This is a genomic window from Bradyrhizobium sp. USDA 4473 (assembly GCF_054063335.1).
In genome coordinates this window covers 1083689-1109471 of record NZ_JBSSGE010000001.1, presented here as the reverse complement: position 1 = coordinate 1109471, position 25783 = coordinate 1083689, and the positions used below count along the sequence as shown (strand labels likewise).

Annotated in this window: 26 protein-coding genes; 7 read left to right on the top strand and 19 right to left on the bottom strand. The window is 65.1% G+C overall.

The features are described 5' to 3' along the window. Positions 1-150 precede the first annotated feature (150 nt). From ACVW17_RS05200 to soxX, 8 genes are all read right to left on the bottom strand, one after another. The gene (locus ACVW17_RS05200; protein WP_456796819.1) at positions 151-1191 is read right to left on the bottom strand and encodes an MBL fold metallo-hydrolase; all 1041 of its coding nucleotides are present in this window, start codon (positions 1189-1191) and stop codon (positions 151-153) included. Positions 1192-1434: 243 nt separating this feature from the next. Continuing rightward, entirely contained in the window at positions 1435-1890 is a 456-nt protein-coding gene (locus ACVW17_RS05195; RefSeq protein ID WP_456796818.1) for a DsrE family protein, read from the bottom strand. Continuing rightward, positions 1887-3635: a thiosulfohydrolase SoxB gene (soxB, locus tag ACVW17_RS05190; RefSeq protein WP_456796817.1), complete on the bottom strand. Its 1749-nt coding sequence runs from the start codon at positions 3633-3635 to the stop codon at positions 1887-1889. The genes ACVW17_RS05195 and soxB overlap by 4 nt, the downstream gene beginning before the upstream one ends. 34 nt (positions 3636-3669) lie before the next feature. Further along, entirely contained in the window at positions 3670-4008 is a 339-nt protein-coding gene (locus tag ACVW17_RS05185; RefSeq protein ID WP_456796816.1) for a hypothetical protein, read from the bottom strand. Continuing rightward, complete coding sequence (soxA, locus tag ACVW17_RS05180) at positions 3971-4828, bottom strand: sulfur oxidation c-type cytochrome SoxA (RefSeq protein WP_456796815.1); 858 nt, start codon at positions 4826-4828, stop codon at positions 3971-3973. The genes ACVW17_RS05185 and soxA overlap by 38 nt, the downstream gene beginning before the upstream one ends. Continuing rightward, positions 4825-5136: a thiosulfate oxidation carrier complex protein SoxZ gene (soxZ, locus tag ACVW17_RS05175; RefSeq protein WP_456796814.1), complete on the bottom strand. Its 312-nt coding sequence runs from the start codon at positions 5134-5136 to the stop codon at positions 4825-4827. Before soxZ ends, soxA begins: the two co-directional genes overlap by 4 nt. Positions 5137-5157: 21 nt before the next feature. Continuing rightward, positions 5158-5652, bottom strand: coding sequence for a thiosulfate oxidation carrier protein SoxY (gene soxY, locus ACVW17_RS05170; protein WP_456796813.1), 495 nt, complete (start codon positions 5650-5652; stop codon positions 5158-5160). A gap of 28 nt (positions 5653-5680) precedes the next feature. Beyond that, positions 5681-5971 carry a sulfur oxidation c-type cytochrome SoxX gene (gene soxX, locus ACVW17_RS05165; protein ID WP_456798929.1) on the bottom strand — a complete coding sequence of 97 codons (291 nt, stop codon included), beginning with the start codon at positions 5969-5971 and terminating at the stop codon, positions 5681-5683. A gap of 378 nt (positions 5972-6349) precedes the next feature. Here soxX and ACVW17_RS05160 point away from each other — a divergent pair, with 378 nt between their 5' ends. From ACVW17_RS05160 to ACVW17_RS05145, 4 genes are all read left to right on the top strand, one after another. Further along, complete coding sequence (locus ACVW17_RS05160) at positions 6350-7024, top strand: DUF938 domain-containing protein (protein ID WP_456750938.1); 675 nt, start codon at positions 6350-6352, stop codon at positions 7022-7024. A 152-nt stretch (positions 7025-7176) separates the two neighbouring features. After that, a complete protein-coding gene (locus ACVW17_RS05155) occupies positions 7177-7674 on the top strand; it encodes a type II toxin-antitoxin system HicB family antitoxin (RefSeq protein WP_456750937.1) in 498 nt (165 codons plus the stop codon). 282 nt (positions 7675-7956) lie between these two features. Beyond that, the gene (locus ACVW17_RS05150; protein ID WP_456750936.1) at positions 7957-9201 is read left to right on the top strand and encodes an MFS transporter; all 1245 of its coding nucleotides are present in this window, start codon (positions 7957-7959) and stop codon (positions 9199-9201) included. A gap of 172 nt (positions 9202-9373) precedes the next feature. Beyond that, positions 9374-10588 carry an MFS transporter gene (locus ACVW17_RS05145; RefSeq protein WP_456750935.1) on the top strand — a complete coding sequence of 405 codons (1215 nt, stop codon included), beginning with the start codon at positions 9374-9376 and terminating at the stop codon, positions 10586-10588. Between the two features lie 105 nt (positions 10589-10693). Here the strand turns inward: ACVW17_RS05145 and ACVW17_RS05140 are convergent, their stop codons facing one another. Both ACVW17_RS05140 and ACVW17_RS05135 read right to left on the bottom strand, forming a co-directional pair. After that, positions 10694-11188 (bottom strand): VOC family protein, encoded by a 495-nt coding sequence (locus ACVW17_RS05140; RefSeq protein ID WP_456750934.1) that lies wholly within the window; start codon positions 11186-11188, stop codon positions 10694-10696. 164 nt (positions 11189-11352) lie between these two features. Further along, on the bottom strand, positions 11353-11898 hold the full coding sequence (locus tag ACVW17_RS05135; RefSeq protein ID WP_456750933.1) for a carboxymuconolactone decarboxylase family protein: 546 nt from the start codon (positions 11896-11898) through the stop codon (positions 11353-11355). Positions 11899-12065: 167 nt separating this feature from the next. Between ACVW17_RS05135 and ACVW17_RS05130 the strand changes: the two genes are divergently transcribed. Together ACVW17_RS05130 and ACVW17_RS05125 are read left to right on the top strand one after the other, a co-directional pair. Then, positions 12066-13250, top strand: coding sequence for an acyl-CoA dehydrogenase family protein (locus ACVW17_RS05130; RefSeq protein WP_456796812.1), 1185 nt, complete (start codon positions 12066-12068; stop codon positions 13248-13250). 157 nt (positions 13251-13407) lie between these two features. After that, a complete protein-coding gene (locus ACVW17_RS05125) occupies positions 13408-14547 on the top strand; it encodes an acyl-CoA dehydrogenase family protein (protein WP_456750931.1) in 1140 nt (379 codons plus the stop codon). 187 nt (positions 14548-14734) lie between these two features. On the opposite strand, the gene ACVW17_RS05120 is transcribed toward ACVW17_RS05125, so the two are convergent. The 9 genes from ACVW17_RS05120 to ACVW17_RS05080 form a co-directional block, all read right to left on the bottom strand. Further along, positions 14735-15772, bottom strand: a complete 1038-nt coding sequence (locus tag ACVW17_RS05120; RefSeq protein WP_456750930.1) for an amino acid ABC transporter substrate-binding protein — start codon at positions 15770-15772, stop codon at positions 14735-14737. 66 nt (positions 15773-15838) lie between these two features. Continuing rightward, on the bottom strand, positions 15839-16432 hold the full coding sequence (locus tag ACVW17_RS05115) for a L,D-transpeptidase (protein ID WP_456750929.1): 594 nt from the start codon (positions 16430-16432) through the stop codon (positions 15839-15841). 174 nt (positions 16433-16606) lie between these two features. Next, positions 16607-16735 (bottom strand): DUF2474 domain-containing protein, encoded by a 129-nt coding sequence (locus ACVW17_RS05110; protein WP_456750928.1) that lies wholly within the window; start codon positions 16733-16735, stop codon positions 16607-16609. After that, a complete protein-coding gene (gene cydB / locus ACVW17_RS05105; RefSeq protein WP_456750927.1) occupies positions 16735-17745 on the bottom strand; it encodes a cytochrome d ubiquinol oxidase subunit II in 1011 nt (336 codons plus the stop codon). The genes ACVW17_RS05110 and cydB overlap by 1 nt, the downstream gene beginning before the upstream one ends. Further along, the gene (locus tag ACVW17_RS05100; RefSeq protein ID WP_456750926.1) at positions 17742-19148 is read right to left on the bottom strand and encodes a cytochrome ubiquinol oxidase subunit I; all 1407 of its coding nucleotides are present in this window, start codon (positions 19146-19148) and stop codon (positions 17742-17744) included. The genes cydB and ACVW17_RS05100 overlap by 4 nt, the downstream gene beginning before the upstream one ends. Before the next feature lie 75 nt (positions 19149-19223). Continuing rightward, positions 19224-19802, bottom strand: a complete 579-nt coding sequence (locus ACVW17_RS05095; protein ID WP_456750925.1) for a redoxin domain-containing protein — start codon at positions 19800-19802, stop codon at positions 19224-19226. Between the two features lie 18 nt (positions 19803-19820). After that, positions 19821-20519: a cytochrome c biogenesis CcdA family protein gene (locus ACVW17_RS05090; protein WP_456750924.1), complete on the bottom strand. Its 699-nt coding sequence runs from the start codon at positions 20517-20519 to the stop codon at positions 19821-19823. Positions 20520-20929: 410 nt separating this feature from the next. Further along, positions 20930-21541 (bottom strand): sigma-70 family RNA polymerase sigma factor, encoded by a 612-nt coding sequence (locus tag ACVW17_RS05085; RefSeq protein WP_456750923.1) that lies wholly within the window; start codon positions 21539-21541, stop codon positions 20930-20932. A 234-nt stretch (positions 21542-21775) separates the two neighbouring features. After that, positions 21776-22843, bottom strand: coding sequence for an acyltransferase family protein (locus ACVW17_RS05080; RefSeq protein WP_456750922.1), 1068 nt, complete (start codon positions 22841-22843; stop codon positions 21776-21778). Positions 22844-23060: 217 nt separating this feature from the next. On the opposite strand from ACVW17_RS05080, the gene hrpB reads away from it, so the two are divergent. Beyond that, complete coding sequence (gene hrpB, locus ACVW17_RS05075) at positions 23061-25661, top strand: ATP-dependent helicase HrpB (RefSeq protein ID WP_456750921.1); 2601 nt, start codon at positions 23061-23063, stop codon at positions 25659-25661. Positions 25662-25783: the final 122 nt, after the last annotated feature.

Below are 25783 nucleotides of genomic sequence, written 5' to 3'. Positions count from 1 at the left end.
ATCCTGAGGAGCGCGTAGCGCGTCTCGAAGGATGCACGGCCCGGATCTCTCCAAATGTTCGCGGACGCGGCGTGGCCGTCGACCCTTCGAGACGCCGCTTCGCGGCTCCTCAGGGTGACGGTGATGGTCATACGCGCGCAGTTGGCTCGACTATCCCATCACGACTGGCCCGCCGGCCTTCTTCCAGGCGTCGATGCCACCCTCGATATGCGCGGTGTTGGCCAGCCCCGCCTTCTTCGCGGCGGCTACCGCCATCGCCGAGCGCTCGCCGAACGCGCAGAAGAACACGACGCGGCGGCCGGTCGCGGCCGCCACTTCGCGCAGCATGCCGCCGGGCAGCAGGCCGGCGCCGATTCCCGGATAGGGCGCATGCAGCGCGCCGGCGAGCGTGCCGTGCTTGGCGCGCTCAGCGGTTTCGCGCAAATCGACCAACAGGACATCGGGCCGGCCGAGGCTTGCGATCGCATCGCGCGCGTTGAGCGAGAGACCTTCTTTTGCGAGTTCGTCCTGGTGCAGCCCGACATGCATGTTGGCGGGCACCACGACGTCCATCAGCTTCGGGTTCGGCAAATTGAGGTTGTTCATCAGCTCGACATAGTCGTCGATCGATTTGACCTGCAGCCGCGGATTGTAGCGCTTCTCCTCGCCGATGGTGGAGACGGTGTCGCCCTTGTAGTCATGCGCGGGGAACACCATCGTCTCCTCGGGCAGCTTGAGCAGGCGGTTGAAGATCGAATCGTACTGCGCCCGCGCGCTGCCGTTCTGGAAATCGGTGCGGCCGGTGCCGCGGATCAGCAGCGTGTCGCCGGTGAACACGCGGTCGCCCATCAGATAGCTGTAGGAATCGTCGGTGTGGCCGGGCGTGTACATCGCCTCCAGGCAAAGGCCCTCGATCGTTACTTTGTCGCCGTCGGCAACGCGCATCGAGACCACGTCGGCCTTGCTCTGCTCGCCCATGATGGTGATGCACTGGGTGCGGTCGCGCAGCTCGCCGAGGCCGGTGACGTGATCGGCGTGCAGATGGGTATCGACGGCCTTGACCAGGCGGAGATCGAGTTCCCTTAGCAGCTTGCAGTAGCGGTCGGCCTTCTCCAGCACCGGATCGAGGATCAGCGCCTCGCCGCCGGCGCGGCTGGCGAGCAGATAGCTGTAGGTGCCGGACACGCTGTCGAAGAGCTGGCGAAAGATCATGACGGCTTACCTATTCTCCGGGGCGACTCGTGGAGAGGATATTATTTCATAGATAGGGCCCATTCAAAGCAAATCCATCCCTGAACAGAAATGACCCCTCACCTCTGAGGAGCCGCGCAGCGGCGTCTCGAAGGGGCGATGGCCGGAAAATGCGCGTTGAAGCATGAGGGCCGTGCATCCTTCGAGACGCCCGCTGCGCGGCCCTCAGGATGACGGTTGTTGTGCGAATGGGGCGGCGAGGAATTACGGCCTCACCAGCGTGTAGCCGTTCTCGGTCAACAGCAAAATCTGCGCGACACCGACCTGCACGGGGGTTGCGGCGGCGATGTAGTCCGGCCGCTTGCCGGAGTCGCGCTCGATGGTGTCGACGGTGTTGAGGCAGATGTCGACCCGCGCGCCCTGCGCGACCAGGCTCTCGACCAGCTTGCGGTTCGGGTTGTCGGGCTTGAGCAACTCGATGCCGGGGCCGAAGGCGACGATCTCGACCGCGACCTTGTCGGGGTCGTAGTGCTTCATCAGGTTGTTGGCGACGCTGAGGACGAGGCCCTGCTTCTTCGGGTCGTTGTCGGAGAGCTGCAGCACGACCTTGTGCTCGGCGAACGGCTTGTCCTGCAACGGTGCGAGCTGGGCGCGGGCGAGCGGCGTTGCAAGTGCGATCGCCGCAAGGCCAAAGGCCGCGATGAGCGCGCGCCGCATCATCCGTGCCTCGCAATGCCCAGATTGTCGTCGACGCCTTTCAGCGTCACGCCGGGCTCGTCGCGGTTCGGCGGCCGGCCGGCGCGCAGATGTCTGGCCACCACATCCCAGATCGGCGCGCCATTCTGCTGGTTGACCGAGGCCCAGCCTGCGACCTTGTAATGCTTGCCGGCTTCGAGATGCTTGCCGTTGCCGAGCTTCAGCTCGGAGATGCGCTTGCCGACGCTCTCGGCGGGCGTGCAGGTGTAGGCGAGGCCGCCGACCCGGACCATGTCGCCGCCCTGCTGATAATAAGGATCGGCGTTGAACAGATTGTCGCAGACGTCTTCCAGCACATCCTTGATCTGGCTGCCGGTCATGGTCGCGACGTAGGTCTCGGGATAGGTGATCGCGGTCTCCGACAGCACGTCTTCCATGGTAATCGGCTGGCTCGCGAGCGTGGTGAGGCCCCAGCGGAAGCCGGGCGACAGCGCGATCTCGGCATTGAGCTCGTTGAGCAGCGCATCGCAGATCAACTGGTCGACGGTGCCGGAGAAATTACCGCGGCGGTAAAGCAGGCGATCGGCGGTGCCGAGCTTGTCGCTCCATTCGTCGACATGCGGGTCGCGCATCTTGTCGATCAGTGCCTGCATCGCGGGATCGGGCTTCAACAGCTCGGCGAACACAGGCAGCAGGCGGTAGCGGACATTGGCGACCTTGCCCTTGGCGAGATCGAGATCGAGCACGCCGATGAACTTGCCGTTGGAGCCGGCATTGGTAACCAGCGTGACGCCGCCGGCATTAGTCACCGTGATCGGGATCGGGATCGCGTCATGGGTATGGCCGCCGAGGATGACGTCGATGCCGGTGACGCGGCTCGCGAGCTTGAGGTCGACATCCATGCCGTTATGCGACAGCAGGACCACCGCTTCGACCTTGTCGTTGTTGCGGTGGCCATCGACGAGCTTTTGCAGCTCGTCGTCGCGGATGCCGAACTTCCAGTCCGGTGTGAAGCGCTTGGGATGGGCGATCGGCACATAGGGGAAGGCCTGGCCGATGATCGCTATGCGATGGCCGCCGATCTCCTTGATGATCGACGGCTTGAACACCCGCCCCGAGGCCGGATCGAACGCCTTGGCGTCGTTGAACGCGGCTTCCTCGGTCAGGAACACGTTCTGCGCCAGGAACTCGCCCTTGAAGCGGGAGAGATTGTCGCGCAGCACCTGCTCGCCATAGGTGAATTCCCAATGCCCGGTCATCGCCTCGACGCCGAGCAGATTGGCGGCCTCCACCATATCGGCGCCGTTCATGGCCTTGGCGAGGCCCGTGCCCTGCCACAGGTCGCCGCCGTCGAGCAGGATCGCGCGCTTGTCGCCGACGTCGGCGCGCAGCTTGTCGACCAGCGTCTTCAGATGGGCGAAGCCGCCGAGGCGGCCGAAGCGGCCGGCGGCCTTCTCGAACTCGACGCAGGTGAAGGCATAGGCGTCGGCGCTGTCGGGCCGGATGCCGAAGCGGTCGAGGAACGCCTTGCCGACCAGGTGGGGCGGCTGGCCGGCCATCGCGCCGACGCCGATATTGACGCTGGATTCGCGGAAGAACACCGGCTTCAGCTGCGCATGGGTGTCGGTCATGTGCAGGATGCGGGCGTTGCCGAAGCGTTCGAGGTCGTAGACGCTCGCGGTATCAGCGCCGTGCGCAAGGCGGGGCAAGCCGGCCACAAGCGTCGCGGCGGCTGAGCCTCTCAAGAAATCCCGGCGGCGGATGATCATCACTCTCTCCGCGCGGCCCCTGGCCAGCGCGCCCTTAACGAACTTCCATGTCCTTCCAGCGTTCCTTTTCGCTGGTAGCCTGGAAGATCGATGCCTTTGCCAGCGCCTCGGCCTCCTTGGCCTGGGCGACGGCGGTGTCGAAATCACCAGCCTCGCCGGCCTTTTTTGCGGCGGCGAGTGTCGAGGCGGTCGTGGTCCACTGGTTGCGCAGCAGGCCTGCTTCCTTGTTGGCGGCTTCGGCCGCGGCATAGGCCGCCTTGTAGTCGGCCTCGGAGGCGGCGAGCGCCGCGGTCGCAGTTGCGATCAGCAGGGCGGAGGCGGTGCGAAAATCGCCTTCATGGCCGTGCTCCCGGACCCGAGATCGGCAGCCCATTGCTGACATAGGACAGATAGTATTCGAGGTTGCGGTACTCGTCGTCCTGCGGATTGAGCGGCACGCCGCGGATTTGGCTGTTGCAGGTGGTGAAGCGGCGGCTGGTGGTGCCCATGCCCGACCATTCCGAGCGGTAGATCGGCATCGCATTCAGGATGCCGAGCGCCGGTGCCAGCACCTCGGCGCGGATCCGCTCGCCCGGGCTCTGGATGTGGCAGGTGGCGCAGGAGAAATTGAGCTGGCCGCGGCGGGTGTAGAAATACTCCTTGCCCTTCTGATAGGCCTCCAGCGCGCGCCGATCGTTCGGGATCTTGATGTCCATCGGCTTGCCGCGCGAGGTGAAGGCCATGTAGGCGGTGAGCGCCGCCATGTCGTCCTTCACATAGGAGAACGGCGCCTCGCCATTGGCCTCGCGGCAACGGTTGAGCGCGAGCTCCAGTGTGACGACCTTGCCTTCCTTCTCGTCGAAATAGGGATAGTTCTGGCGGATGCCGATACCCTTGTTCGGGAAGCAGTCGGCGTAGGTCTTGCCGTTCTTGAACGGCGTCGAGAACATCTCCTTGCCGGCCTCGAGCGAGAACTCGTAGGGCGGAAACTGTTCCTTCTCTTCCCACTGCTTGTGCAGGTCCTCATTCATCGAATAGGGGCCGTTGACGAAATCCTCGAGCTTCAGCTTGGGGAATTTGGTAGTGAAGAATTTCTGGAACGCGGCCTTGTCGGCCGCAGGGTCGACGCTGTCGGCCGCACGCGCCGGTGCGCAAGCCAGCACGCCGAGTGCGAGCATGGCCGTTGCTGCGCGGATTGCGAGGCGCCGCATCATTGAATCTTCGCCGTGGTGGTGTCGGTCGCGCCCTTGTTGTCGATCCAGCTAACCTTCAGATCGTCGCCCTTCTTGCCGCCCTTGAAGGCGAACTTGACGTAAGGGTCCTTCGACACGCCGCCGCCCCAGTCGGCGACGAACACCGGCTTGCCGTCGTATTCGAAGGTCAGCACCTGGATGAAATGCGGCGGGATGATCTCGCCCTTGGCGTCCTTGACGAAGCCGGAATCCATCGGATGCTGGATCAGCGCCTGCACCTCGGTGGTGTCGCCGTTTGAGGTGGCGCGCACGCGAATGCTCGATGCCATCTGATTTATCCCTTGATTGACTCAGCCGCCGCAGCCGCCGACGGTGACCTTGATTTCCTTGCTCGCGCTGTAGAGCTTGCCGCCGGCCTCGACGATCACGGTGACGTTGCTGGTCTTGGCCATCTTGATGCGGTTGGCGACGCTCGGCAGCGTGCCGGCCGGGATCTTGTAGGAGGCGATCAGCGAGATCGGGTTCTCGCTCACCAGGAACGAGATCGAGGTGACGTCTGATAGCGTCGTGGTGGCGGAGATCGGCACCACGGCGCCGTTCTCGGCGATCTCCGGCGCGTCCATCTTGACCTTGTCCGACGGCTCGGCGGTCTTGCCGTAGAGCGCCTTGATCGCGTCGGCCTCGTTCTTCTGCTTGAACGCCTCTTCCGGATATTTGTCGTTGGCGGCGGCGAGCGCCTGCGGCACGTCGAACGGAATGACGCCGAGGCCGATCAGTGCAGCGACGCCCGCGCCCTTCAGCAACAATCGGCGCGCTCCGGAAAATTCGCTTGTCGTGATGTTCATCGAAAAACTCTCCTCACGCGGTGCGGCATCACAGGGTCTGCAGGAAGTCCACCACCGCGCTGATTTCCTTCTCGCTCAAAATCCGGTTTCGGCCGAATGGCGGCATCACAGTCTGCGGGTTGCGCTTGGTCTCGTCGGTCACGATCGCGATCAGCTCGTCACGGCTGTACTTCGCCTTCAGGCCGGTCAGCTCGGGGCCGATCGTGCCGGGCAGGTCGCCGCCCTTGATGACATGGCAGGTCAGGCAGTTGCCCTTGCCGCGGTCGAAGGCGAGCCTCTCACCCTCGGCGGCGGATTGGGCCCCTGCGGGCGCGGCCATGGCAATGCCTGCCAGCAGCGCCAGGACGAAGGCTGGCTTGAAGAAAGTGGCGATCAAAGACGTTTCCCGGGCTTCAATCTCGATGATCCCATCGCAATATTAATAGTGGAAAGCACAAAGGCCATCGGCTGGCAACACGGAGAATAGGCGTGTTGCGACGGGGGCAATGTGCTTGGGCAGGAAATCTCCGTCACCCTGAAGAGGCCGCATGGCTGCCGTCTCGAAGGGTCGACGGCCCGACTGTGGCCGTGCATCCTTCGAGACGCCCGCAAGCGCGGGCTCCTCAGGATGACGGGTAAGCAGCATGTTGCGCTGGTTCCGCTCTTGCCGTTGGCATGTGCACGGTTCACAACCGGTCGAGGCGTGAGGAGAAGCGTAGTGGCGGAGTTTGTGGTGGAGTTCGGCAAGGACGGCAGGCCCGTCGAGGCGGACGGGCGGCTCGACGCGGCGGCATTCCATCGCAATCACCAGCCGATTTGGGCGGTGCTGAAGAATTACCTCTCAGGCCAATCCGGCGCCGTGCTGGAGGCCGGCAGCGGCACCGGCCAGCATGTCGTCTATTTCGCCGGCCAGACGCCCGAGATCATCTGGTGGCCGAGCGATCTCCATGCCGCGCATCTGCGCAGCATCGAGGCCTGGCGCGCGCATGCCGGGCTTGCCAACATCCAGCCGCCGCAGTCGATCGATCTGTCCGATCCGGACTGGTCGCCGGCGCCCTCGGACGGCAACGGTCCGGACAAACTGCTCGCGATCTTCTGCGCCAATGTCATCCACATCGCGCCGTGGCGCGTCGCCGAGGGGCTGTTCGCCGGCGCCTCCAGGCATCTGCGCGCCGACGGCCGGCTGTTCCTCTACGGCCCGTTCAAGCGCGACGGCAAGCACACCGCGCTCAGCAATGCGGTGTTCGATACGTCGTTGCGCGAGCGCGATGCCGAATGGGGCGTGCGCGACATCGCCGATCTCGAGGCGCTTGCTGAGCGTGTCGGGTTGAAGCTTGGCGGCAGCTTCGAGATGCCGGCCAACAACATGATCCTGATGTTCGTGCGATCGTAGATCGTAGGGGGATCAGCGAAGCGTAATCCACCGTCTTGCGATCTCCGGAGAGAGCATCGGCGGGTTACGCTGACGCTACCCCGCCCTACGTTGTTGTGCGATTTGACACACCGAGGTGTGTGAAATAGCATACGTCAACGACGGAGGCCAGAATGAAGAGACGGCTCTATCCGGCCGTGCTGGAGCGCGGGCCGCGCGGCGCGTTCGGGGCGTGGTTTCCGGATTTTCCCGGCTGCGTCGCCGCGGGGCGATCGCAGGAGGAGGCGATCGAGCGCGCCGAGCAGGCGCTGGCACAGGCGGTCGACGGTTGGGTCGAGCAGGGCAAGGCACTGCCGGAGCCGACGCCGATCGAACGCATCGTGCCGCCGAAGGGCTCGGACGTCGCCGCTTTCTTCATGGTCGGCGTCGATCCGCCGGATCCGTCCGAACGCGTCAATGTCTATCTGCCGAAAAGCCTGATCGCGCGGATCGACAAGCGTGCGGCCGAGCTCGGCATGAGCCGTTCGAGCTTCTTCGGCTTTGCAAGCTCACTCGCGCTCGAATGGCCGGGCGGCTATCCGCGCGGCGCCCCGATCGCGCCGCGCTCCAAGGTCCACAAGACCGGCGCGCTGCGCGCCGAGAAGCGGCCGGGCAAGAAGTCGGCGCGGTGAGGGACGCCCGCTCCACTCGTCATTCCGGGGCGCGCCTCTTGGCGCGAGCCCGGAATCCATTGCTCCGCACGCTTCGTGGATGAATGGATTCCGGGCTCTCGCTTCGCGAGCCCCGGAATGACGAGATAGGGTGCTAGCTGCTCTTTATTTCGAAAGGCGCTGCTACCCTCGTGCGCCTCCCGCATGGCCTACGTCCGTTTGCGCCGGTTGCTCGGCCTCGACCCGCTCTCCATAGTGCCGGCGATTGGAGGCTCCCGCCGGGGCTTCAGTGCGGGAATGCCGATGATCGACGTGACAGCTGCGGATGAGACGAGCGACGACGCGCGGGCGCGCAGCAATGTGTGGCGGCTTGCGGCGGCGCAGGCGCTGACCGGCGCCAACTCGGCCGTGATCTTCGCCACCGGCTCGATCGTCGGCGCGACACTGGCGCCGAACGTCTCGCTCGCCACCGTGCCGCTCTCGATGTATGTGCTCGGCCTTGCCGCCGGCACGCTGCCGACCGGCGCGATCTCGCGGGCCTATGGACGGCGCGTCGCCTTCATCGTCGGCACCTTCTGCGGGACGCTCACCGGCGCGCTCGGCGCCTGGGCGATCCTGCATTCATCGTTCTGGCTGTTCTGCGGCGCGACCTTCCTCGGCGGGCTCTACGGCGCCGTCGCACAGTCCTATCGCTTCGCGGCGGCCGATGGCGCCAGCGTCGCGTTCCGGCCCAAGGCGGTGTCCTGGGTGATGGCCGGCGGTGTGTTCGCCGGCGTGCTCGGGCCGCAGCTCGTGCAATGGACCATGGACATCTGGCCCCCCTATTTGTTCGCATTCTCGTTCGTGATGCAGGCGCTGGTCGCGCTGGTGGCGATGGCGGTGCTGTCGGGCGTCGACGCGCCGAAGCCCGCGGCAGCGGACCTGCATGGTGGTCGCCCCCTGCTCGAGATCGCCAAACAACCGCGCTTCATTGCCGCAGCGCTGTGCGGCGTGATCGCCTATCCGATGATGAACCTGGTGATGACCTCGGCGCCGCTCGCCATGAAGATGTGCGGGCTCACGGTCAGCGATTCCAATTTCGGCATCCAGTGGCACATCGTGGCGATGTACGGCCCGAGCTTCTTCACCGGCTCGCTGATCGCTCGCTTCGGCGCGCCTCGCATCGTCGCGCTCGGGCTCGTGCTCGAGGCGGTCGCCGCGATGATCGGGCTGTCCGGCATCACCGCGCCGCACTTCTGGGCGACGCTGTTCGTGCTCGGGATCGGTTGGAATTTTGCGTTCGTCGGCGCCTCCGCGCTGGTGCTGGAAACGCACCGGCCGCAGGAACGCAACAAGGTGCAGGCGTTCAACGATTTCCTGGTGTTCGGCATGATGGCGGTCGGCTCGTTCTCGTCCGGCCAGCTGCTCGCGCATTATGGCTGGAACGCGGTCAACATGGTGGTGTTTCCGCCGGTGCTGCTCGGGCTTGCCGTGCTGTCGCTGGCGTCGTTCGCCAGGCGGCGGGCGAAATTGCGTGCGGTGGAAGAAATCCCGGACCCGAGCATCTAGGCAAGTTCCGGAAAAGTGTGGCGCTGGTTTTCCGGAAGAGCATGCCCAAAAGAGCTTCCTGCTGCCAGATGCTGACACTTCGATCCGTTTCGAAATGACCGGCTTGCACGGCTCCTTACATCGTGAGAACGGATCAATCCGGCCCTGACGATGTGAGAAGCAAGAGCAAGAAATGGACGCATCCTCGCCCACGCAAGCAGACGAATCCTCACTCGGTTATGAGGGCTGGCGCATCGTCGTGGTCTGCTTCCTGCTTGCGACCTTCGGCTGGGGATTGGGCTTCTACGGCCAGAGCGTCTATGTCGCCGAACTGCAGCGGCTGCACGGCTGGCCGGCGTCGCTGATCTCGTCGGGCACCACCTTCTTCTATCTGTTCGGCGCCGCGCTGGTTGCCTTCGTCAGCGAGGCGATCAAGGCGTTCGGCGCGCGCAGCTGCCTGATCGCCGGCACCTTGGCGATGGCGGTCGCGGCGGTCGCGATCGGCGAGGTGCGCGCGCCCTGGCAGCTCTATCTCGCCGACGCGCTGCTGGCGTTCGGCTGGGCCGGCACCAGCCTCGGCATCATCACCAACACGCTCGGCCTGTGGTTCGACAAGAAGCGCGGCATGGCGATCAGCCTGGCGCTGAACGGCGCCAGCTTCGGCGGCATCGTCGGCGTGCCGCTGCTGGTTGCCGGGATCGGCGCGTTCGGCTTCTCCGGCGCGATGATCGCGGCAGCTGGGCTGCTTGTCGTAGTGATGGTGCCGGTCATCCTGATCTTCGTCGGCCAGCCGCCGGTGCATCTGCACGCGGTGACGTCGGCGGGCGCCGATGCGCCGTCGGCGAGCCAGGTGCGCGGCAATGCGCTGCGCGACGTCCGCTTCCTCACGGTCTCGATCGCCTTTGCGCTGGTGCTGTTTGCCCAGGTCGGCTTTATCGTTCATCTGATCGCCTATCTCGATCAGGTGATCGGCCGCGAGCGCGCGACGGTGGCGATGGCGCTATTGACCGCAATGGCCGTGGTCGGCCGCGTCTCGTTTTCCTTCGTGATCGACCGGCTCAACCAGCGGCTGGCGTCGGCGCTGTCCTTTGTCAGCCAGGCGATCGCGCTCGCGCTCATCATCAACGTGCACAATGATTTGGTGCAGATCGCCGCCTGCGCGCTGTTCGGCTTCTCGGTCGGCAATCTGATCACGCTGCCGGCGCTGATCGCGCAGCGCGAATTCGATCCGCGCGCATTCGGCGTGCTGGTCAGCCTGATAACCGCGATCAATCAGATCACCTACGCCTTCGGCCCCGGCGTGGTCGGGCTGCTGCACGACCTCTCCGGCAGCTACACGTTGCCGTTCTATGGCTGTATCGGGCTGGAGCTGATCGCCGCGACGACGATCATGATGAAGAACAGGTAGCCCGGATGGAGCGCAGCGCAATCCGGGAGCAGTATCGCCTCATGCAGCGAACCCCGGATTTCGCTGCGCTGCATCCGGGCTACGAATTCCTTCCGCGTTGCGGAATTACGCCGCGCGCTGCTTCAAGAGATCCTCCAGATCCAGCCGCCGCGTGAACATCGAGAGCTTGCCGTCGGCGCCGCGGGGCCATTCGGCTTCGGGCCGGTCCCAATATAGCTCCACGCCGTTCTCGTCGGGATCGCGCAAATAGAGCGCCTGGCTGACGCCGTGGTCGCTGGCGCCGTCGAGCTGGATGCCGGCCGAGATCACCCGGTGCAGCGCGTCGGCGAGCGCGGGGCGGGTCGGATAGAGGATGGCGGTGTGGAAAAGGCCGGTGGTGCCGGGCGGCGGCGGGCGGCCGTCCTTGCTCTCCCAGGTGTTGAGGCCGATGTGGTGGTGATAGCCGCCGGCCGAGATGAAGGCTGCGTCGGCGCCCATGCGCTGCTGCAGCTCGAAGCCGAGCACCCCGCAATAGAAGCCGAGCGCGCGCTCGAGATCGGCCACCTTGAGGTGGACATGCCCGATCCGCGTGCCCGCGACGATGGGGGGATTTTCCGGCATGGCTTGGCTCCGTTGGCAACAGTGCCTTGCCGTCAGGGGCAAGACTTCAGGGGCGAGACTTCAGGGGCAAGGCTTCGCCCGCCTGATATAATCCGGATTTGCCGCGGCCGGAGCGATCCATCCGGAAACCCAGCGTTTCCGAAAGGCGCTCCGGTCCGCCTGATCTAGCAGAGCTCCGACAGCTCGCCGCCGGGCAGCTGGAACTCGAACGTGTTCAGCGTCATCGACACCATGGTGTAGTAGCCGCACAGGCCGATCACCTCGACCAGTCCGCGCTGGCTCAGCACCTCGATCGCCTCGTCATACAGTGCTTTCGGCAGGCCGTGACCTTCATGCAGCGCCTTGGCCACGTCGTAGATCACCCTGGCCTTGGGATCGTCGAAAGTCGGCGTCCGGCGCACGCGGATGTCCTCGATGATCTTCGGATCGAGGCCGCCCTTCAGTGCGAGGCGCTTGTGGGCATACCACTCGTAATGCGCGGTCCAGTGCCGCGCGGTGACCAGGATCGCGATCTCCGACAACTTGGGCGGAAAGACCGTGTCGAAGCGCAGCACCTCGCCGAGCCGTGTGGCGTGCCGCGCCATCTCCGGGCTGTTGAGCCAGGCCATCATCGGGGCCGGTGGCGCGCCGCGCTTGCCGGCGATCGACTCGTCGTAGGTTTCTTTCTGGGCGGCGTTCATTTCGCTAGGCGAAAGCAGTTTCAGCCGCATGTCCGTTTCCTCTTGTTTTTCAATCGTTACCCCATCCCGGCGATACACCCGATCGCGCAAGCTGAGTAGCGACGCCAGAGCATAACGCGGCCGCGAGGCATATTGAATTCGGCGGCGGCGTAGGTCTAAGGTCGAATCCAATTCGTCGAATTGACTGGAAACGCACCATGGCTGACCTTGAGAAATTCCGCGCCGAGACCCGCGCCTGGCTGGGCCAGAACTGCCCGGCGGACATGCGCAAGCCGATGACCTCGGATGGCGACACCTTCTGGGGTGGCCGCAACGCGAAATTCTCCTCCGAAGCGCAGCGGGTCTGGTTCGAGCGGATGCGCGACAAGGGCTGGACCGTGCCGCATTGGCCGAAGGAATATGGCGGCGGCGGCCTCGACGGCGAGGAGGCCAAGATCGTGCGCCAGGAGATGGCCGCGATCGGCGCGCGTCAGCCGCTGACCTCGTTCGGCATCTCGATGCTCGGACCGGCGCTTTTGAAATACGGCACCGAGGAGCAGAAGAAGGAGCATCTGCCGAAGATCACCGCGGGCTTGATCCGCTGGTGCCAGGGCTATTCCGAGCCGAACGCCGGCTCCGACCTCGCCTCGCTGCAGACCCGCGCTGTCAGCGACGGCGACGACTACATCATCAACGGCCAGAAGATCTGGACCTCCTACGCGAACTACGCCGACTGGATCTTCTGCCTGGTGCGCACCGATCCCGCGGCCAAGAAGCATGACGGCATCAGCTTCATTCTCTTCGACATGACTTCGAAGGGTGTCTCGACAAAACCGATCCTGCTGATCTCGGGCTACTCGCCGTTCTGCGAAACCTTCTTCGACAATGTCCGCGTGCCGAAGTCGCATGTCGTCGGCACCGTCAATCGAGGCTGGGATGTCGCGAAATATCTCTTGCAGCACGAGCGCGCGATGATCTCGGGCATGGGTGAGCGCGGCGTCGGCCGTCCGCTCGGCCAGATCGCAGCCGACTCGGTCGGTGCGGACGCGCAAGGCAGGCTCGACGACGCGCAGCTGCGCAGTCAGATCGCGAATTTCGAGGTCGATGAGGCCGCGCTCGCCGCCGCCGCCGAGCGCGCGGTCGATCTCGCCAAGGCCGGGCAGTCGCATCCGGCGTTCTCGTCGGCGATGAAATATTACGGCACCGAGCTCAACAAGCGCCGCTACGAGATCCTGATGTCGGCCGGCGGCATTGACGCGCTGGAATGGGAAAGCGACCGCTCCCGGGGCGGCGCCCGCCCGCGCGCCTGGCTGCGCACCAAGGCCAACTCGATCGAGGGCGGCACCTCGGAGGTGATGCTCGGCATCGTCGCCAAGCGCATTCTCGATCTGCCGGGGGCGTGATGCGGTCTCTCCACCCGTCATTCCGGGGCGCGACGCAGTCGCGAACAAGGAATCCATAACCCCAGATCGTGGTTATGGATTCCGGGCCTGTCCCTTCGGGCCATCCCGGAATGACGAACTTAGACATTTCTGCTTCGAACGTTAAAACGGATTCTCCATGGCCCTCGTCCTCACCGAAGAACAATCCATGCTGCGCGACAGTGCGCGCGGTCTCATCCGCGACAAGGCGCCGGTGGCGCATCTGCGGTCCTTGCGCGATGCCAAGGACGCCACCGGCTTCTCGCGCGAACTGTGGAAGACGTTTGCCGAGATGGGCTTCTCCGGCCTGTTGGTGCCGGATCAGTTCGGCGGCAGCGGGCTTGGCTGCGTCGAGGCCGGCATCGTCATGGAGGAGATCGGCCGCACCTTGATGCCGTCGCCGTTCCTTGCGACCTCGGTGCTGGCCGCCTCGGCGCTGTCGCGCGGCGGCAGCGAGGCGCAGAAGGCGCAGCATCTGCCGAAAATCGCCGACGGCTCGCTGCTGGCGGCGCTCGCGATCGATGAGGGCGCCAAGCATCGTCCGTTGCAGACCAAATTGCAGGCGACGCGCGCCGGCAACGGCTTCAAGCTGTCGGGCGACAAGGCCTTCGTGGTCGACGGTCACACTGCCGATTTGCTGATCGTCGCCGCGCGCACGGGCGGTAGCGCCGGTGACAAGAATGGGCTGACGCTGTTCCTAGTCGATCCCAGGGCGAAGGGGCTCGCGGTCGAGCGCACCGCGATGGTCGATTCGCACAATGCGGCGCGCATCGTGTTCGACAATGTCGAGGTCGATGCCGATCATGTGCTCGGCGAGGTCGATCAGGGTTTTGCGCTGCTCGAGGGCGTGCTCAATATCGGCCGCGGCGCGGTTGCGTCCGAAATGGTCGGTCTTTCTGATGAGGTGTTCGGCCGCACGGTGACGTATCTCAAGGAGCGCAAGCAGTTCGGCAAGGCGATCGGCGAATTCCAGGCGCTGCAGCACCGCGCCGCACAGCTCTACATCGATATCGAGATCACCCGCGCCGCGGTTATGAAGGCGTTGCAGGCGCTCGATGCCGATCTCGGCAAGGCCGCCACCGCGGTCGCTGTTGCAAAAGCGCGCGCCGGCACCACGGCGACGCTGGCCGTGCAGGAAGGCGTTCAGATGCATGGCGGCATGGGCATGACCGACCAGTTCGACATCGGCTTCTTCATGAAGCGCGCCCGGGTCTGCCAGGAGCTGTTCGGCGACAGCAATTTCCACACCGACCAGCTGGCGAGCGGCAAGGGGTACTGAGGAGGGCGACGCAGCCGCGCTGTCGTCGCCACGCAACCAACTGTCATCGCCCGGCTCGACCGGGCGATCCAGTATTCCAGAGACGTCAGTGCTTGAGCCGAGAGGCCGCGGCGTACTGGATCACCCGGTCAAGCCGGGTGATTACAGTTGCGGATGGGGAAGCAGCAGTGGCCTCGCTACCCGCCGCTCAGCGGATCGGCGGGGCGTACTGCACGCCGCCGGCGTTCCAGAGCTGGTTCATGCCGCGCGGGATCTTCAGCTTGGAATCGGCGCCGACGTTGCGGTCGTAGACCTCGCCGTAATTGCCGACGTGCTTGATGATGCGCACCGCCCAGTCCTTGGTCAGGCCGAGATCCTCGCCATAGGATCCCTCGGTGCCGACCAGCCGCATCACTTCGGGCTTCTTCGACTTCAGCGCCTCGTCGATGTTCTTCGAGGTGATGCCGAGCTCCTCGGCGTTGATCATGGCATAGAGCGTCCACTTCACGATCATCATCCAGTCGTCGTCGCGCTGCCGCACCACCGGGGCCAGCGGCTCCTTGGAGATGATGTCGGCCAGGATCATGTGGTCGCCCGGCTTGGAGAGGTTGAGCCGCAGCGCATAGAGCTGCGAGGCGTCGGAGGTCAGCGTGTCGCACTGCCCGGAATCATAGGCCTTCACGACATCGTCGAGCTTGTCGAACTTCATCTCCGTGTACTTCATGTTGTTGGCACGGAAATAGTCGGCGAGGTTGAGCTGCGTCGTGGTGTTGGCCTGCACGCAGACCTTGCTGCCGTTCAGATCGAGCGCGGAATCGATGTTGCGCGAGCGCGGGATCATGAAGCCTTGGCCGTCATAATAGGCGACCGCGGGGAAATAGAGATCGTAATTGACCTCGCGCGACATGCTCCAGGTGGAGTTGCGCGACAGGATATCGACCTTGCGGTTCTGCAGCTCCTTGAAGCGTTCGCTGGCGTCGAGCGGCACGAACTTCGCCTTCGTCGGATCGTCGAAGATCGCCGAGGCGACCGCGCGGCAGAAGTCTACGTCGAAGCCGGTCCAGTTGCCCTTGTCGTCCGGGATCGAGAAGCCCGGCAGGCCCTTGTTGACGCCGCACAGTACTTCGCCGCGGCGGACGGTGCGCTTCAGCGTGCGGGTGTCGTAGCGCTCATAGGTGATGGCGGCGGCCGCAACCAGCGCGGCGACCGCGAGCCCGATCGTCAGGCCGCCTCGAAATGTACGCATGGGTTCTCTCTCGCGAATGATCGGGGAAAATCAGGTCGGATATCGAAGGCGGGTAGGGCGTAGAGATTATAGCTCGGGCTTCTGTCGGATGATCACCTTGGTGCCGACGGGGACGCGGTTGTAGAGATCGGCGACGTCGGCGTTGACCAGGCGGAAGCAGCCGGACGAGATCGCGGTGCCGATGGTGTCGGGCCGGTTGGTGCCATGGATACGATACACCGTGGTGCCGAGATACATCGCGCGTGCGCCGAGCGGATTGCCCGGGCCGCCAGCCATGAAGCGCGGCAGATAGGGCTGGCGCGCGATCATTTCCGGCGGCGGAGTCCAATCCGGCCACTCGGCCTTGCGCGTGATGGTCACCAGCCCCTGCCACTGGAAACCGTCGCGGCCGACGCCGATGCCGTAGCGCAGCGCGCGGCCATTGCCCTGCACGAGGTAGAGATGGCGTTCGGCGGTGGAGACGATGATGGTGCCCGGCGCCTCGTTGGTCCGGTAATACACGACCTGCTTCTGCCATTCGGGGTCGAGCTCGTAACTGTCGTCGGCGATCAGGCCGGGCTCGTCGGCGTCCGGGCGGCTCTGGGCGAAGCCTTGCGACGTCGACAGCACGAGCGCGCCCGTGGCGATCGCCATCCAGACCAGGTGACGAAGTTTCGTCATTGCAAGCTCTCTCCTTGTTGGCGCGCAGCCAATGGTTGCTCCACCCAAATCACGCTCGGACGCATCAAATCTCAGCGGCAGCTTGATGGCAAGTTTAGGGCGAGCGTCACACTATATCACTGTAATGCTTCCGTTTTTTGTCATCGAAAGCCGAGGCGCGCCACGCCTGACGCCTCATTTCGGCGCGATCCAGAGCCGCAGCATGAATGAGATCAAGGTCACCGTGCCGACGCCGCCGAGCCAGAGCACGGCGAACCACAGCAGGCGCCGGCCGAGCGGCCGCTGACTAGGATGGGGCGGCATCAATGGTATCCGTGGCCGGGGCGGACCTTGCCGCGGAACACCCAATAGGCCCAGGCGGTGTAGCCGAGGATCAGCGGCACCAGGACCGTGACCCCGACCAGCATGAAGACCTGGCTGTTGGCCGGCGCCGCCGCCTGCCAGATCGTGATGCTCTGCGGCACGATGTAAGGATACATGCTGATGCCGAGCCCGGCATAGGACAGCGCGAACAGCGCCAGCGTCAGGAAGAATGGCTGGTGGTCGTTCTTGTTGCCGAGCGCGCGCAGCAACAGCGCGGTGACGGCGGCGACCGCGATCGGCACCGGCGCGGTGAGGATGATGTTGGGCCAGGCGAACCAGCGCTGGGTGTATTGCACGGCGAGGAACGGGGTTGCGATGCTGACGGCGCCGATCGCGCAGAGCATCGCGACCAGCAGGATCCAGCTCAGGTGATAGGCGCGGTCGCGCAGCCCGTCTTCGGTCTTCATCACCAGCCAGGTCGCGCCGAGCAGCGCATAGCCGATCACCAACGCAATGCCGGTCAGCACGCTGAACGGCGTCAGCCAGTCCCACCAGCCGCCGGCGTAGTGACGGCCTTCCACATGGATGCCCTGCAGGATGGCGCCGAGCGCAATCCCCTGCGCCAGGCTCGCAACCAGCGAGCCGCCGGCAAAGGCGAGGTCCCATTTGTTGCGCGCCTTCTTGGTGCGCCAGCGGAATTCGAAGGCAACGCCGCGGAACACGAGGCCGAGCAGCATCGCGATCATCGGGGTGTAGAGCGCCGGCATCAGCACCGCATAGGCCAGCGGAAACGCCGCCATCATGCCGCCGCCGCCGAGCACCAGCCAGGTCTCGTTGCCGTCCCACACCGGCGCCACCGTGTTCATGATGATGTCGCGGTCGGCCTTTTGCGGAAACAGCGGAAACAGGATGCCGAGGCCGAGATCGAAGCCGTCCATCACGACATAGACGAACACGGCAAAGGCGATGATGAAGGCCCAAATCGTGGCGAGGTCGATTGCGATGCTCATCGCGCGCCCTCCGCGGCTGCGCCGGCTGCCGGCGTGATGCCGGCCGCGCGGGCCGGGATGTTCGTCGCCGGGCCTTGTTCGCCGGGGTGTGGCGGCTGCGCCATCAGCCGCAGGATGTAGATCACGCCCGCGGTGAACACGGCGAAATAGACGATGATGAAGGCGATCAGCGACGAGCCCACCGCCGGTGCCGCCAGCGGTGAGGCCGAATCGGCCGTTCGCAGCAGCCCGTAGACGGTGAATGGTTGCCGCCCGGTCTCGGTGGTGATCCAGCCCGCCAGCACGGCGATGAAGCCGGCCGGGCCCATCGTCACCGCGAAGCGATGCAGCAGCGATGACTGGTACAGCATGCCGCGCCAGCGCATCAGCAGGCTGAACAGGCCGAGCCCCATGATCAGGAAGCCGAGTCCGACCATGATGCGGAACGCCCAGAAGGTGATCGGCACCGGCGGCCAGTTTTCACGCGGCACGGTGTCGAGGCCGGCGAGCGGCGCATCGAGCGAATGCTTCAGGATCAGCGACGACAGTTTCGGCACCTCGATCGCGTATTTCACCTTGGCATCTTTTTGGTCGGGCCAGCCGAACAGGATCAGCGGTGCGCCGTCCTTGTGGCTCTGGAAGTGGCCTTCCATCGCCATCACCTTGGCCGGCTGGTGCTCCAGCGTGTTGAGGCCATGCTGGTCGCCGGCGAGGATTTGGATCGGCGCCACCAGGGTTGCCATCCACATCGCCATCGAGAACATCACGCGCGCCCCCGCCAGATGCTGGTCGCGCAGCAGGTGCCAGGCGCCGACCGCGCCGACCACCAGCGAGGTGGTGAGGTAGGCCGCCAGCACCATGTGCACCAGGCGGTAGGGGAACGACGGATTGAAGATCACCTTGAGCCAGTCGGCGGCGACGAACTGGCCGTCGGCATTGACGGCCTGGCCGGCCGGCGTCTGCATCCAGGAATTGGCCGACAGGATCCAGAACGCCGAGATCAGCGTGCCGATCGCGACCATCAACGTCGCCAGGAAGTGCAGCCTGGGACCGACGCGCTCGAGCCCGAACAGCATCACGCCGAGGAAGCCGGCCTCGAGGAAGAATGCGGTCAAGACCTCATAGGCCATCATCGGGCCGATCACCGGCCCGGTCTTGTCGGCAAATGACGACCAGTTGGTGCCGAACTGGTAGGACATCACGATGCCCGACACCACGCCCATGCCGAACGCGACCGCGAAGATCTTCAGCCAGTAGTTGAACAGGTTGATGAAGACTTCGCGCCTGGTGATCAGCCACAGCGCTTCCAGCACCGCGAGATAGCTCGCAAGCCCGATCGAGAATGCGGGAAACACGATGTGGAACGACATCGTGAAAGCGAATTGCGCGCGGGCGAGTACGACCGCATCCCAGCCTTCGAACATGATCCACCACCTGTCGTCGACCTGACATGGAGCTTACCACGTCAGGTGTGACGACAAAGAGGGCGGATTGTCCGATCAGCTATTGGCGTTGAGCAGCCGGGCGACGGTGCGGTCGATCTCGTCGTACTGTCCCTCGCCGGCGTGCTGGAACACGATCTTGCCGTTCTGGTCGATGATGTATTGCGCCGGCCAATACTGGTTGCCGTAGGCGTTCCAGGTCTGCGAATTGTTGTCCTGCGCCACCGGATAGGGGATGCCGTGCCGCTTCAGCGCCGCCTGCACGTTGGTCGCCGAATGCTCGAACGGGAATTCCGGCGTGTGGACTCCAATCACGACGAGGCCGCGATCCCGGTACTTTGAATAAAGTTGGGTGACATGCGGCAGCGTGTTGACGCAGTTGACGCAGCCATAGGTCCAGAAATCCACCAGCACGACCTTGCCGCGCAGATCCGCGAGCTTCAGCGGCTGCGAATTGAACCAGGTGCTTATCCCGGTGAATTCGGGCGCGGTTTGGCTCTGTCCGGTGGTCATGGCGACGGCCCGCGGCACCGGCACGGCCGGCGCGTCGGACTCGGTGCAGAGACCTGGGATGACGGCGCCGCCGAGACCGAGGCCTGCGACCACAGCGGATACGGCAATCAAGCGCAAGGACATCGCATTCTCCTTTCAAGCTCACAGGCCGATCTGGCCGTTGGGATAGAACTGGGTCAGCCACGCCACGATCAGCGTGTCGTATTGCAGGTAGAACAAAGCGGCGAAGCCGATGATCACGACGCCGAAGCCTTGCTGCAGGCGCGGCGCGATCCGCGCCAGGCTGCGCACGCGTGTGGTGACCGCCTGCCCGCCATAGGCGATCGCCAGCATCGGGATCGCGGCGCCGATCGCGTAGGTGACGAGTTGCAGGCTCGCCCATGCGGTGTCCTTCGAGGTCGCGACGATGGTCAGGATCGAGCCGAGTACCGGACCGGCGCAGGGCGTCCACACCAGGCCGAGCGTCGAGCCGAGCACGAAGCCGCCGAACAGGCTCGGCGACGGCGCGGCCTGACCAACGCTGCCAGTGAGCCGAATCGCCAACCATTCGAACGGCGCCGGCCAGATCATCAAGAGGCCGAAGCCCGCGAGCAGGATTGCTGCGCCGGTCCGCAGCAGGTTGGGATCGAAATCGAAGGCGCGCGTGATCGCGCTCAGCAGCAATGCCACCGCAGAGAATGACATCACGAAGCCGAGCGCGATCATCGCGGGCCGCGTCTTGCCGGTCTGGCCTATCGATGCCCCAAGCAGGATCGGCAGCATCGGCAGGGTGCAGGGCGCGGCGACGGTGGCGACACCGGCAAGCAGGGCCAAGGTAAGGGCAGGGGCAAGGCTGAGCATCGTCGTCCGTCCATCGGAAGTCCCGGCGCGCCGGAGGGCCGTGCCGGGGTCGTCTGATGATCTTCGCGAGGACGCTCGCGCCGTTACGGCGGGACGATTGTGGGCACCGTCACGTCTGTGTGAGACGAGGCGCGCTCGACCTCACAAACGCGCGCCAAAACAGAGCGACCCGGCTGGGGGGCATCCCGGCCGGGTCGTCGGAGGTTTACTTGGGAGGTTAGAACTAGAAAGCGTCGAAACCGGTCAGTGAATTGGGTTGGGGTTGCGTCGTTGGATATGGGTATAGAGATCGCGTTTTTCCGGGTGATGTCGTCGATTGTTTCAATTGTTTCGTCGCCGGACGTTTTCGGCTTCGTGGACAATTGCCCGGCCTCCGCCATCTCCTTTTAAGTAATTGATCTATTGTTGCTTTACGCCGCCACGCTGTCCACGCCGGCAACCCGGAGGAGATCGGCGAGCTGCTTGCGGGCATAGAACATGCGGGTCTTCACCGTGCTCTGCGGGATCCCGATGATCTGCCCGGCCTCCTCGACCGACTTCTCATGGTAGTAGACCAAGTTGATGATCTCGCGGTGCGCCGGCGACAGCTTGGCCACGCAGGCGCGCAGGATTTCGCTGGTGGTGGCGCGATCGAGCGAGGTTTCCGGCGTGTCGGCGCCATCCGGGATCTCCAGCACGTCGTCCTGGTCGATGTCCTCAAGCTTGCGCTGGCGCAGCGCGGTCAGCGCCTTGAAGCGGGCGATCGACAGCAACCAGGTCGAGACCTGCGAGCGGCCCTCGAATTGCGCCGCGGTGCGCCAGACGTCCAGGAACACCTGGCTGACCAGGTCCTCGGCCATCGTGGTGTCGCGCACCATGCGGAGCACGAAGCGGTAAACCCGGACGTTATGACGGGCGTAGAGCGTGTGCATCGAGGTGCGGTTATGCTTGGCGATACGCGCGAGCAGCATTTCATCCGAGGTCGCGCGGGCAGCTTCGATATGCTTCGTGGCTGCAGAGTTGATGGCGATGACGTTCGGCATGACAGGCTCCCAGTTCGCCGTTAGGCGGCGGTTCGTTGGGAGAAAGCTAGTTACCGCCCGTTTCCGGATGTCTGCGCGAAAAGCGGAAAATGGTTTCGTGATCGGGAGAATTGTTTCGTCGCTGCCCGGACGACGAAACATTCGGGACCGAAAGTTCAATAATTTCAACGGGTGGAAATTCCAGCAGGCCGAAATCGCCCCTCTGGGAACGATTCCGGACCATGACTTTTGGCACTATTCGGCCGCTTGCAAAGCGGGCGCCGCCTTTTTTGGGGCAATCCAGAATGCGTCCGGCCGTTCGAACAGGAAATTGGCCCGAACCGCCAGCGCCAGCCGCCAGATCAGCAGCGAACCGGCGACGCCGACCGCGGTCACGATCAGCGAGATCAGGCCGATGTTGGGGATGACATCGAATCGCAGCAGCAGCGTGCGGGTCGCGGCCATCGGCAGAAAGAAGGCGAGATAGATCACGATCGAATGTTGGCCGCAGAAGCGCAGCAAGCCGAGCCAGTGCCCGCGCGCCAGCAGCGTGCCGGTGACGATGATCGCGCAGGCGCCGGCAAAGCCGAGCGCCAGCGAGACAACAGGCCATTCGCTGACATCGCATGCAACCAGGCCGCCATTGACGAGGGCCCACAGCCCGAGCCCGAGCAGGGCGAGCGCCGGCTGCGCCCGCGCGCGGTCCGACAGCGCGAACACGTAGTCCGCCAGGATATAGCCGGTGAAGAAATAGACGAAGCGGGCGCTGAATTCGTCGACCACAGTCGAGCCGGTTGCGACATGCGCCGACTCCAACGCTGCCGCGATCAGCCAGATCGCAAGCGGGTGGACGCTGCGGGTCAGCTTGGTGACGACGAAGAAGATCGGCAGCAGGTAGATGAACCACAGCGTGCCGAACGGCTGGATGAAGGCCTCGAGGTATTGCAGCCCAACCTGGGCCCAACCGATGTCGGCGGCCAGCGGTGGCGCCTTGAAGCCGAACTGGATCGTTACCCACAGCACGTAGAAATAGGCAAAGTGCATCACCTTGCGGTCGAGATAGGTGCGCCAGTCGCGATCGATCACGACCGACAGGAACAGTCCCGAGATCAGGAAGAAGTCGGGCATCCGGAACGGTTTGGCGAACATCACGACATAATGCATGAAACCGGTCTGCTCGGCGGCCTTCTCGACCCCCAGCACCGAATGCATCATCACCACCATGATGATGCAGATGCCCTTGGCATAGTCGACCCAATCGACGCGCGCCCCCGCATTCCCGGCGGGGCGATCTGTCGCGACGATTGTGCCGTTTGTGGCCATCCTTGTCCCGTTTCGGCGTGATCGGGCCCATCATCGGCCCGATCGGTTGCTTTCTCCTTTATCAGTACAAGGGATGTGCCACCTTAAGCTCAGCCCTTTCCCCGGTTCCCTGGACCAGGCGAATGGTCTAAGAGCCGGGAAATCTTGAGAAGAATCCAACGCCCGTTAACCACAGGACGCGGGGCCGGCAGAGGGCCGTGGCCTGCGATGAAACTCCTTGCCGCACCAATTCGATAGCCCGCTGCCAATCGACGCCGTGCTCGACGAGCTCGACCGCACGCTCGATCGCCACAACGCCGCCGTGCTGGTGGCGCCGCCGGGCGCCGGCAAGACCACGCGCGTGCCGCTGGCGCTGCTCGATGCGCCCTGGGCCAGGGGCAAGAAGATCATCGTGCTGGAGCCGCGCCGCATCGCCGCGCGCGCCAGCGCCGAGCGGATGGCGAAGACGCTTCGTGAGCGTCCCGGCGAGACCGTCGGCTATCGCGTCCGCTTCGGCTCGAAGGTGTCGCGCGCGACGCGGATCGAGGTCGTCACCGAAGGCATCTTCTCGCGGCAGATCCTCGACGATCCCGAGCTCAACGGCGTCGCCGCGGTGCTGTTCGACGAATTCCACGAGCGCTCGCTCGATGCCGATCTTGGCCTGGCGCTGGCGCGCGATGCGCAGACCGGCCTGCGCGAGGATCTGCGCATCCTGGTGATGTCGGCCACCCTCGACGGCGCGCGCGTCGCCAAACTGCTCGGCGATGCGCCGGTGGTCGAGAGCGAGGGCCGCGCTTTTCCGGTCGAGACCCGCTATGTCGGCCGCAAGGTCGAGGTGCCGGTGGAGCGGCAGATGGCCGAGACGATCGCGACTGCGCTGCGCGCCGATGCCGGCTCGGTGCTCGCGTTCCTGCCCGGCGCGGCCGAGATCCGCCGCACGCAAACCTTTCTCGCCGAGCGCGTGCACGACGCCTCGGTCGAGATCGTGCCGCTGTTCGGCGCGCTCGATGCCAGCGTGCAGGATCGTGCCATCGCGCCGGCGCCGAAAGGCATCCGCAAGGTGGTGCTGGCGACCTCGATTGCCGAGACCTCGCTGACCATCGAGGGCGTCCGCATCGTGGTCGATTGCGGCCTCGCGCGAGTGCCGCGCTACGAGCCGGACATGGCGCTGACGCGACTGGAGACCGTGCGGGCCTCGCGCGCCGCGGTCGATCAGCGCCGCGGCCGCGCCGGCCGTATTGAGCCTGGCGTCTGCTACCGGCTCTGGGACGAGCCGCAGACCGCGTCGCTGCCGGCCTATACCGCGCCCGAGATTCTTTCCGCCGATCTGTCGTCGCTGGTGCTCGACCTCGCGCAATGGGGCGTCAGCGATCCCGCAAGCCTTGCCTTCCTCGATCCGCCGCCGGGGCCGGCGCTGAAGGAAGCCAGATCGCTGCTGTCAGAACTCGGCGCGCTCGACGCTGACGGCCGCATCACCGAGGAAGGCCAGAGTCTGCGCGCGCTGGCGCTGCCGCCGCGGCTGGCGCGCATGATCGTGGATTCCGCCCGCTTCGGCATGGGCGAGGAGGCGGCCGAGATCGCCGCCGTGCTGACCGAGCGCGGGCTCGGCGGCGACAGTGTCGATCTCGACCACAGGCTCGACCAGTTCCGCCGCGACCGCTCACAGCGGGCCTCGAGCGCGCGCAGCATGGCCGCGCGCTGGGCCTCGCAGGTGGCGGCCAGCGAGGACGCTCTTACTTCTCCCTCCCCCCTTGCGGGGGAGGGTCGGGGAGAGGGAGCCACACGGGCAGTTTCTCCCGGGGCCGCTCCCTTCCCCAACCCCTCCCCGAAAGAGGGAGGGGAGCCCTACCGCTCTCGCGTTCCTAACGCAGACCTTTCGACCGGCGTCATGCTGGCATTTGCGTTCCCGGACCGGGTCGCGAAGAACCGCGGCAATGGCAGCTTCGTGCTGGCCAACGGCCGCGGCGCTGCCGTCGAGCAGACCGCAGCGCTGGCGCGGCTGCCCTATATTGCGGTCGCCGAACTGACCGGCACGGCCGCGAGCGGCCGCATCCTGCTGGCGGCGCCGATCACCCAGGAGGAGATCGAGCAGCGCTTCGCCGACCAGATCGAGACGATCGAGGAGGTGACGTTCGATCGCAGCGCGATGGCGCTGCGCGCGCGCCGCCGCCGTTCGCTGCACGCGATCACATTCTCGGAAGCGCCGATGCCGCTGACGCCATCGGCCGAGACCGCGCGCATCTTCGCCGACGGCCTGATCGCGGCGGGGCTCGACCGGTTGCCCTGGTCGAAGCAAGCGAAACAATGGCGCGACCGCGTCATGTTCCTGCGCAAGGCCGAGGACGACAGCTGGCCCGATCTGTCCGATGCCGCGCTTGCCGCGCGCGCCGACGACTGGCTGGTGGGGGCGCTCTACGACAAGACCGCTCTGAAGGATCTGTCGGCCGGCGATGTATCGGACGCGCTGATGACGTTGTTGCCATGGGAGCTACGCGCGCGGCTCGATCGCGAGGCGCCGACGCATTTCGAGGCGCCGACCGGAACGCAGCTTGCGATCGACTACGAGGCCGAGCAGGGCCCGACCATCGCGGTGCGGTTGCAGGAATTGTTCGGGCTCAACAGCCATCCGTCGATCGCCAAGGGCGCGGTGCCGCTGGTGCTGGAACTGCTGTCGCCGGCGCAGCGCCCAGTGCAGGTGACGCGGGACCTGCCGGGTTTCTGGCGCGGCAGTTACGCCGCGGTGCGTTCCGACCTGCGCGGCCGCTATCCGCGCCATCCCTGGCCGGAAGATCCCGCCAGCGCGATGCCGACCCGGCGCGTGAAGCCGCGCGGGACTTGACGGGTCGCGAATTTCATACATCGCCGTCATTGCGAGGAGCTCGCGGCAAAATTGCAAAGCAATTTTGCGCTGAAGCGACGAAGCAATCCGTCGATCCGGGCATGCCGCTCGATGGATTGCTT

Coding starts and splice junctions, on each gene's coding strand:
- ACVW17_RS05200 (WP_456796819.1), bottom strand. CDS start 1,191: ATGATCTTTCGCCAGCTCTTCGACAGCGTGTCCGGCACCTACAGCTAT.
- ACVW17_RS05195 (WP_456796818.1), bottom strand. CDS start 1,890: ATGATGCGGCGCGCGCTCATCGCGGCCTTTGGCCTTGCGGCGATCGCA.
- soxB (WP_456796817.1), bottom strand. CDS start 3,635: ATGATCATCCGCCGCCGGGATTTCTTGAGAGGCTCAGCCGCCGCGACG.
- ACVW17_RS05185 (WP_456796816.1), bottom strand. CDS start 4,008: ATGGGCTGCCGATCTCGGGTCCGGGAGCACGGCCATGAAGGCGATTTT.
- soxA (WP_456796815.1), bottom strand. CDS start 4,828: ATGATGCGGCGCCTCGCAATCCGCGCAGCAACGGCCATGCTCGCACTC.
- soxZ (WP_456796814.1), bottom strand. CDS start 5,136: ATGGCATCGAGCATTCGCGTGCGCGCCACCTCAAACGGCGACACCACC.
- soxY (WP_456796813.1), bottom strand. CDS start 5,652: ATGAACATCACGACAAGCGAATTTTCCGGAGCGCGCCGATTGTTGCTG.
- soxX (WP_456798929.1), bottom strand. CDS start 5,971: ATGGCCGCGCCCGCAGGGGCCCAATCCGCCGCCGAGGGTGAGAGGCTC.
- ACVW17_RS05155 (WP_456750937.1), top strand. CDS start 7,177: ATGAAGAGACGGCTCTATCCGGCCGTGCTGGAGCGCGGGCCGCGCGGC.
- ACVW17_RS05150 (WP_456750936.1), top strand. CDS start 7,957: ATGATCGACGTGACAGCTGCGGATGAGACGAGCGACGACGCGCGGGCG.
- ACVW17_RS05145 (WP_456750935.1), top strand. CDS start 9,374: ATGGACGCATCCTCGCCCACGCAAGCAGACGAATCCTCACTCGGTTAT.
- ACVW17_RS05140 (WP_456750934.1), bottom strand. CDS start 11,188: ATGCCGGAAAATCCCCCCATCGTCGCGGGCACGCGGATCGGGCATGTC.
- ACVW17_RS05135 (WP_456750933.1), bottom strand. CDS start 11,898: ATGCGGCTGAAACTGCTTTCGCCTAGCGAAATGAACGCCGCCCAGAAA.
- ACVW17_RS05130 (WP_456796812.1), top strand. CDS start 12,066: ATGGCTGACCTTGAGAAATTCCGCGCCGAGACCCGCGCCTGGCTGGGC.
- ACVW17_RS05125 (WP_456750931.1), top strand. CDS start 13,408: ATGGCCCTCGTCCTCACCGAAGAACAATCCATGCTGCGCGACAGTGCG.
- ACVW17_RS05120 (WP_456750930.1), bottom strand. CDS start 15,772: ATGCGTACATTTCGAGGCGGCCTGACGATCGGGCTCGCGGTCGCCGCG.
- ACVW17_RS05115 (WP_456750929.1), bottom strand. CDS start 16,432: ATGACGAAACTTCGTCACCTGGTCTGGATGGCGATCGCCACGGGCGCG.
- ACVW17_RS05110 (WP_456750928.1), bottom strand. CDS start 16,735: ATGCCGCCCCATCCTAGTCAGCGGCCGCTCGGCCGGCGCCTGCTGTGG.
- cydB (WP_456750927.1), bottom strand. CDS start 17,745: ATGAGCATCGCAATCGACCTCGCCACGATTTGGGCCTTCATCATCGCC.
- ACVW17_RS05100 (WP_456750926.1), bottom strand. CDS start 19,148: ATGTTCGAAGGCTGGGATGCGGTCGTACTCGCCCGCGCGCAATTCGCT.
- ACVW17_RS05095 (WP_456750925.1), bottom strand. CDS start 19,802: ATGTCCTTGCGCTTGATTGCCGTATCCGCTGTGGTCGCAGGCCTCGGT.
- ACVW17_RS05090 (WP_456750924.1), bottom strand. CDS start 20,519: ATGCTCAGCCTTGCCCCTGCCCTTACCTTGGCCCTGCTTGCCGGTGTC.
- ACVW17_RS05085 (WP_456750923.1), bottom strand. CDS start 21,541: ATGCCGAACGTCATCGCCATCAACTCTGCAGCCACGAAGCATATCGAA.
- ACVW17_RS05080 (WP_456750922.1), bottom strand. CDS start 22,843: ATGGCCACAAACGGCACAATCGTCGCGACAGATCGCCCCGCCGGGAAT.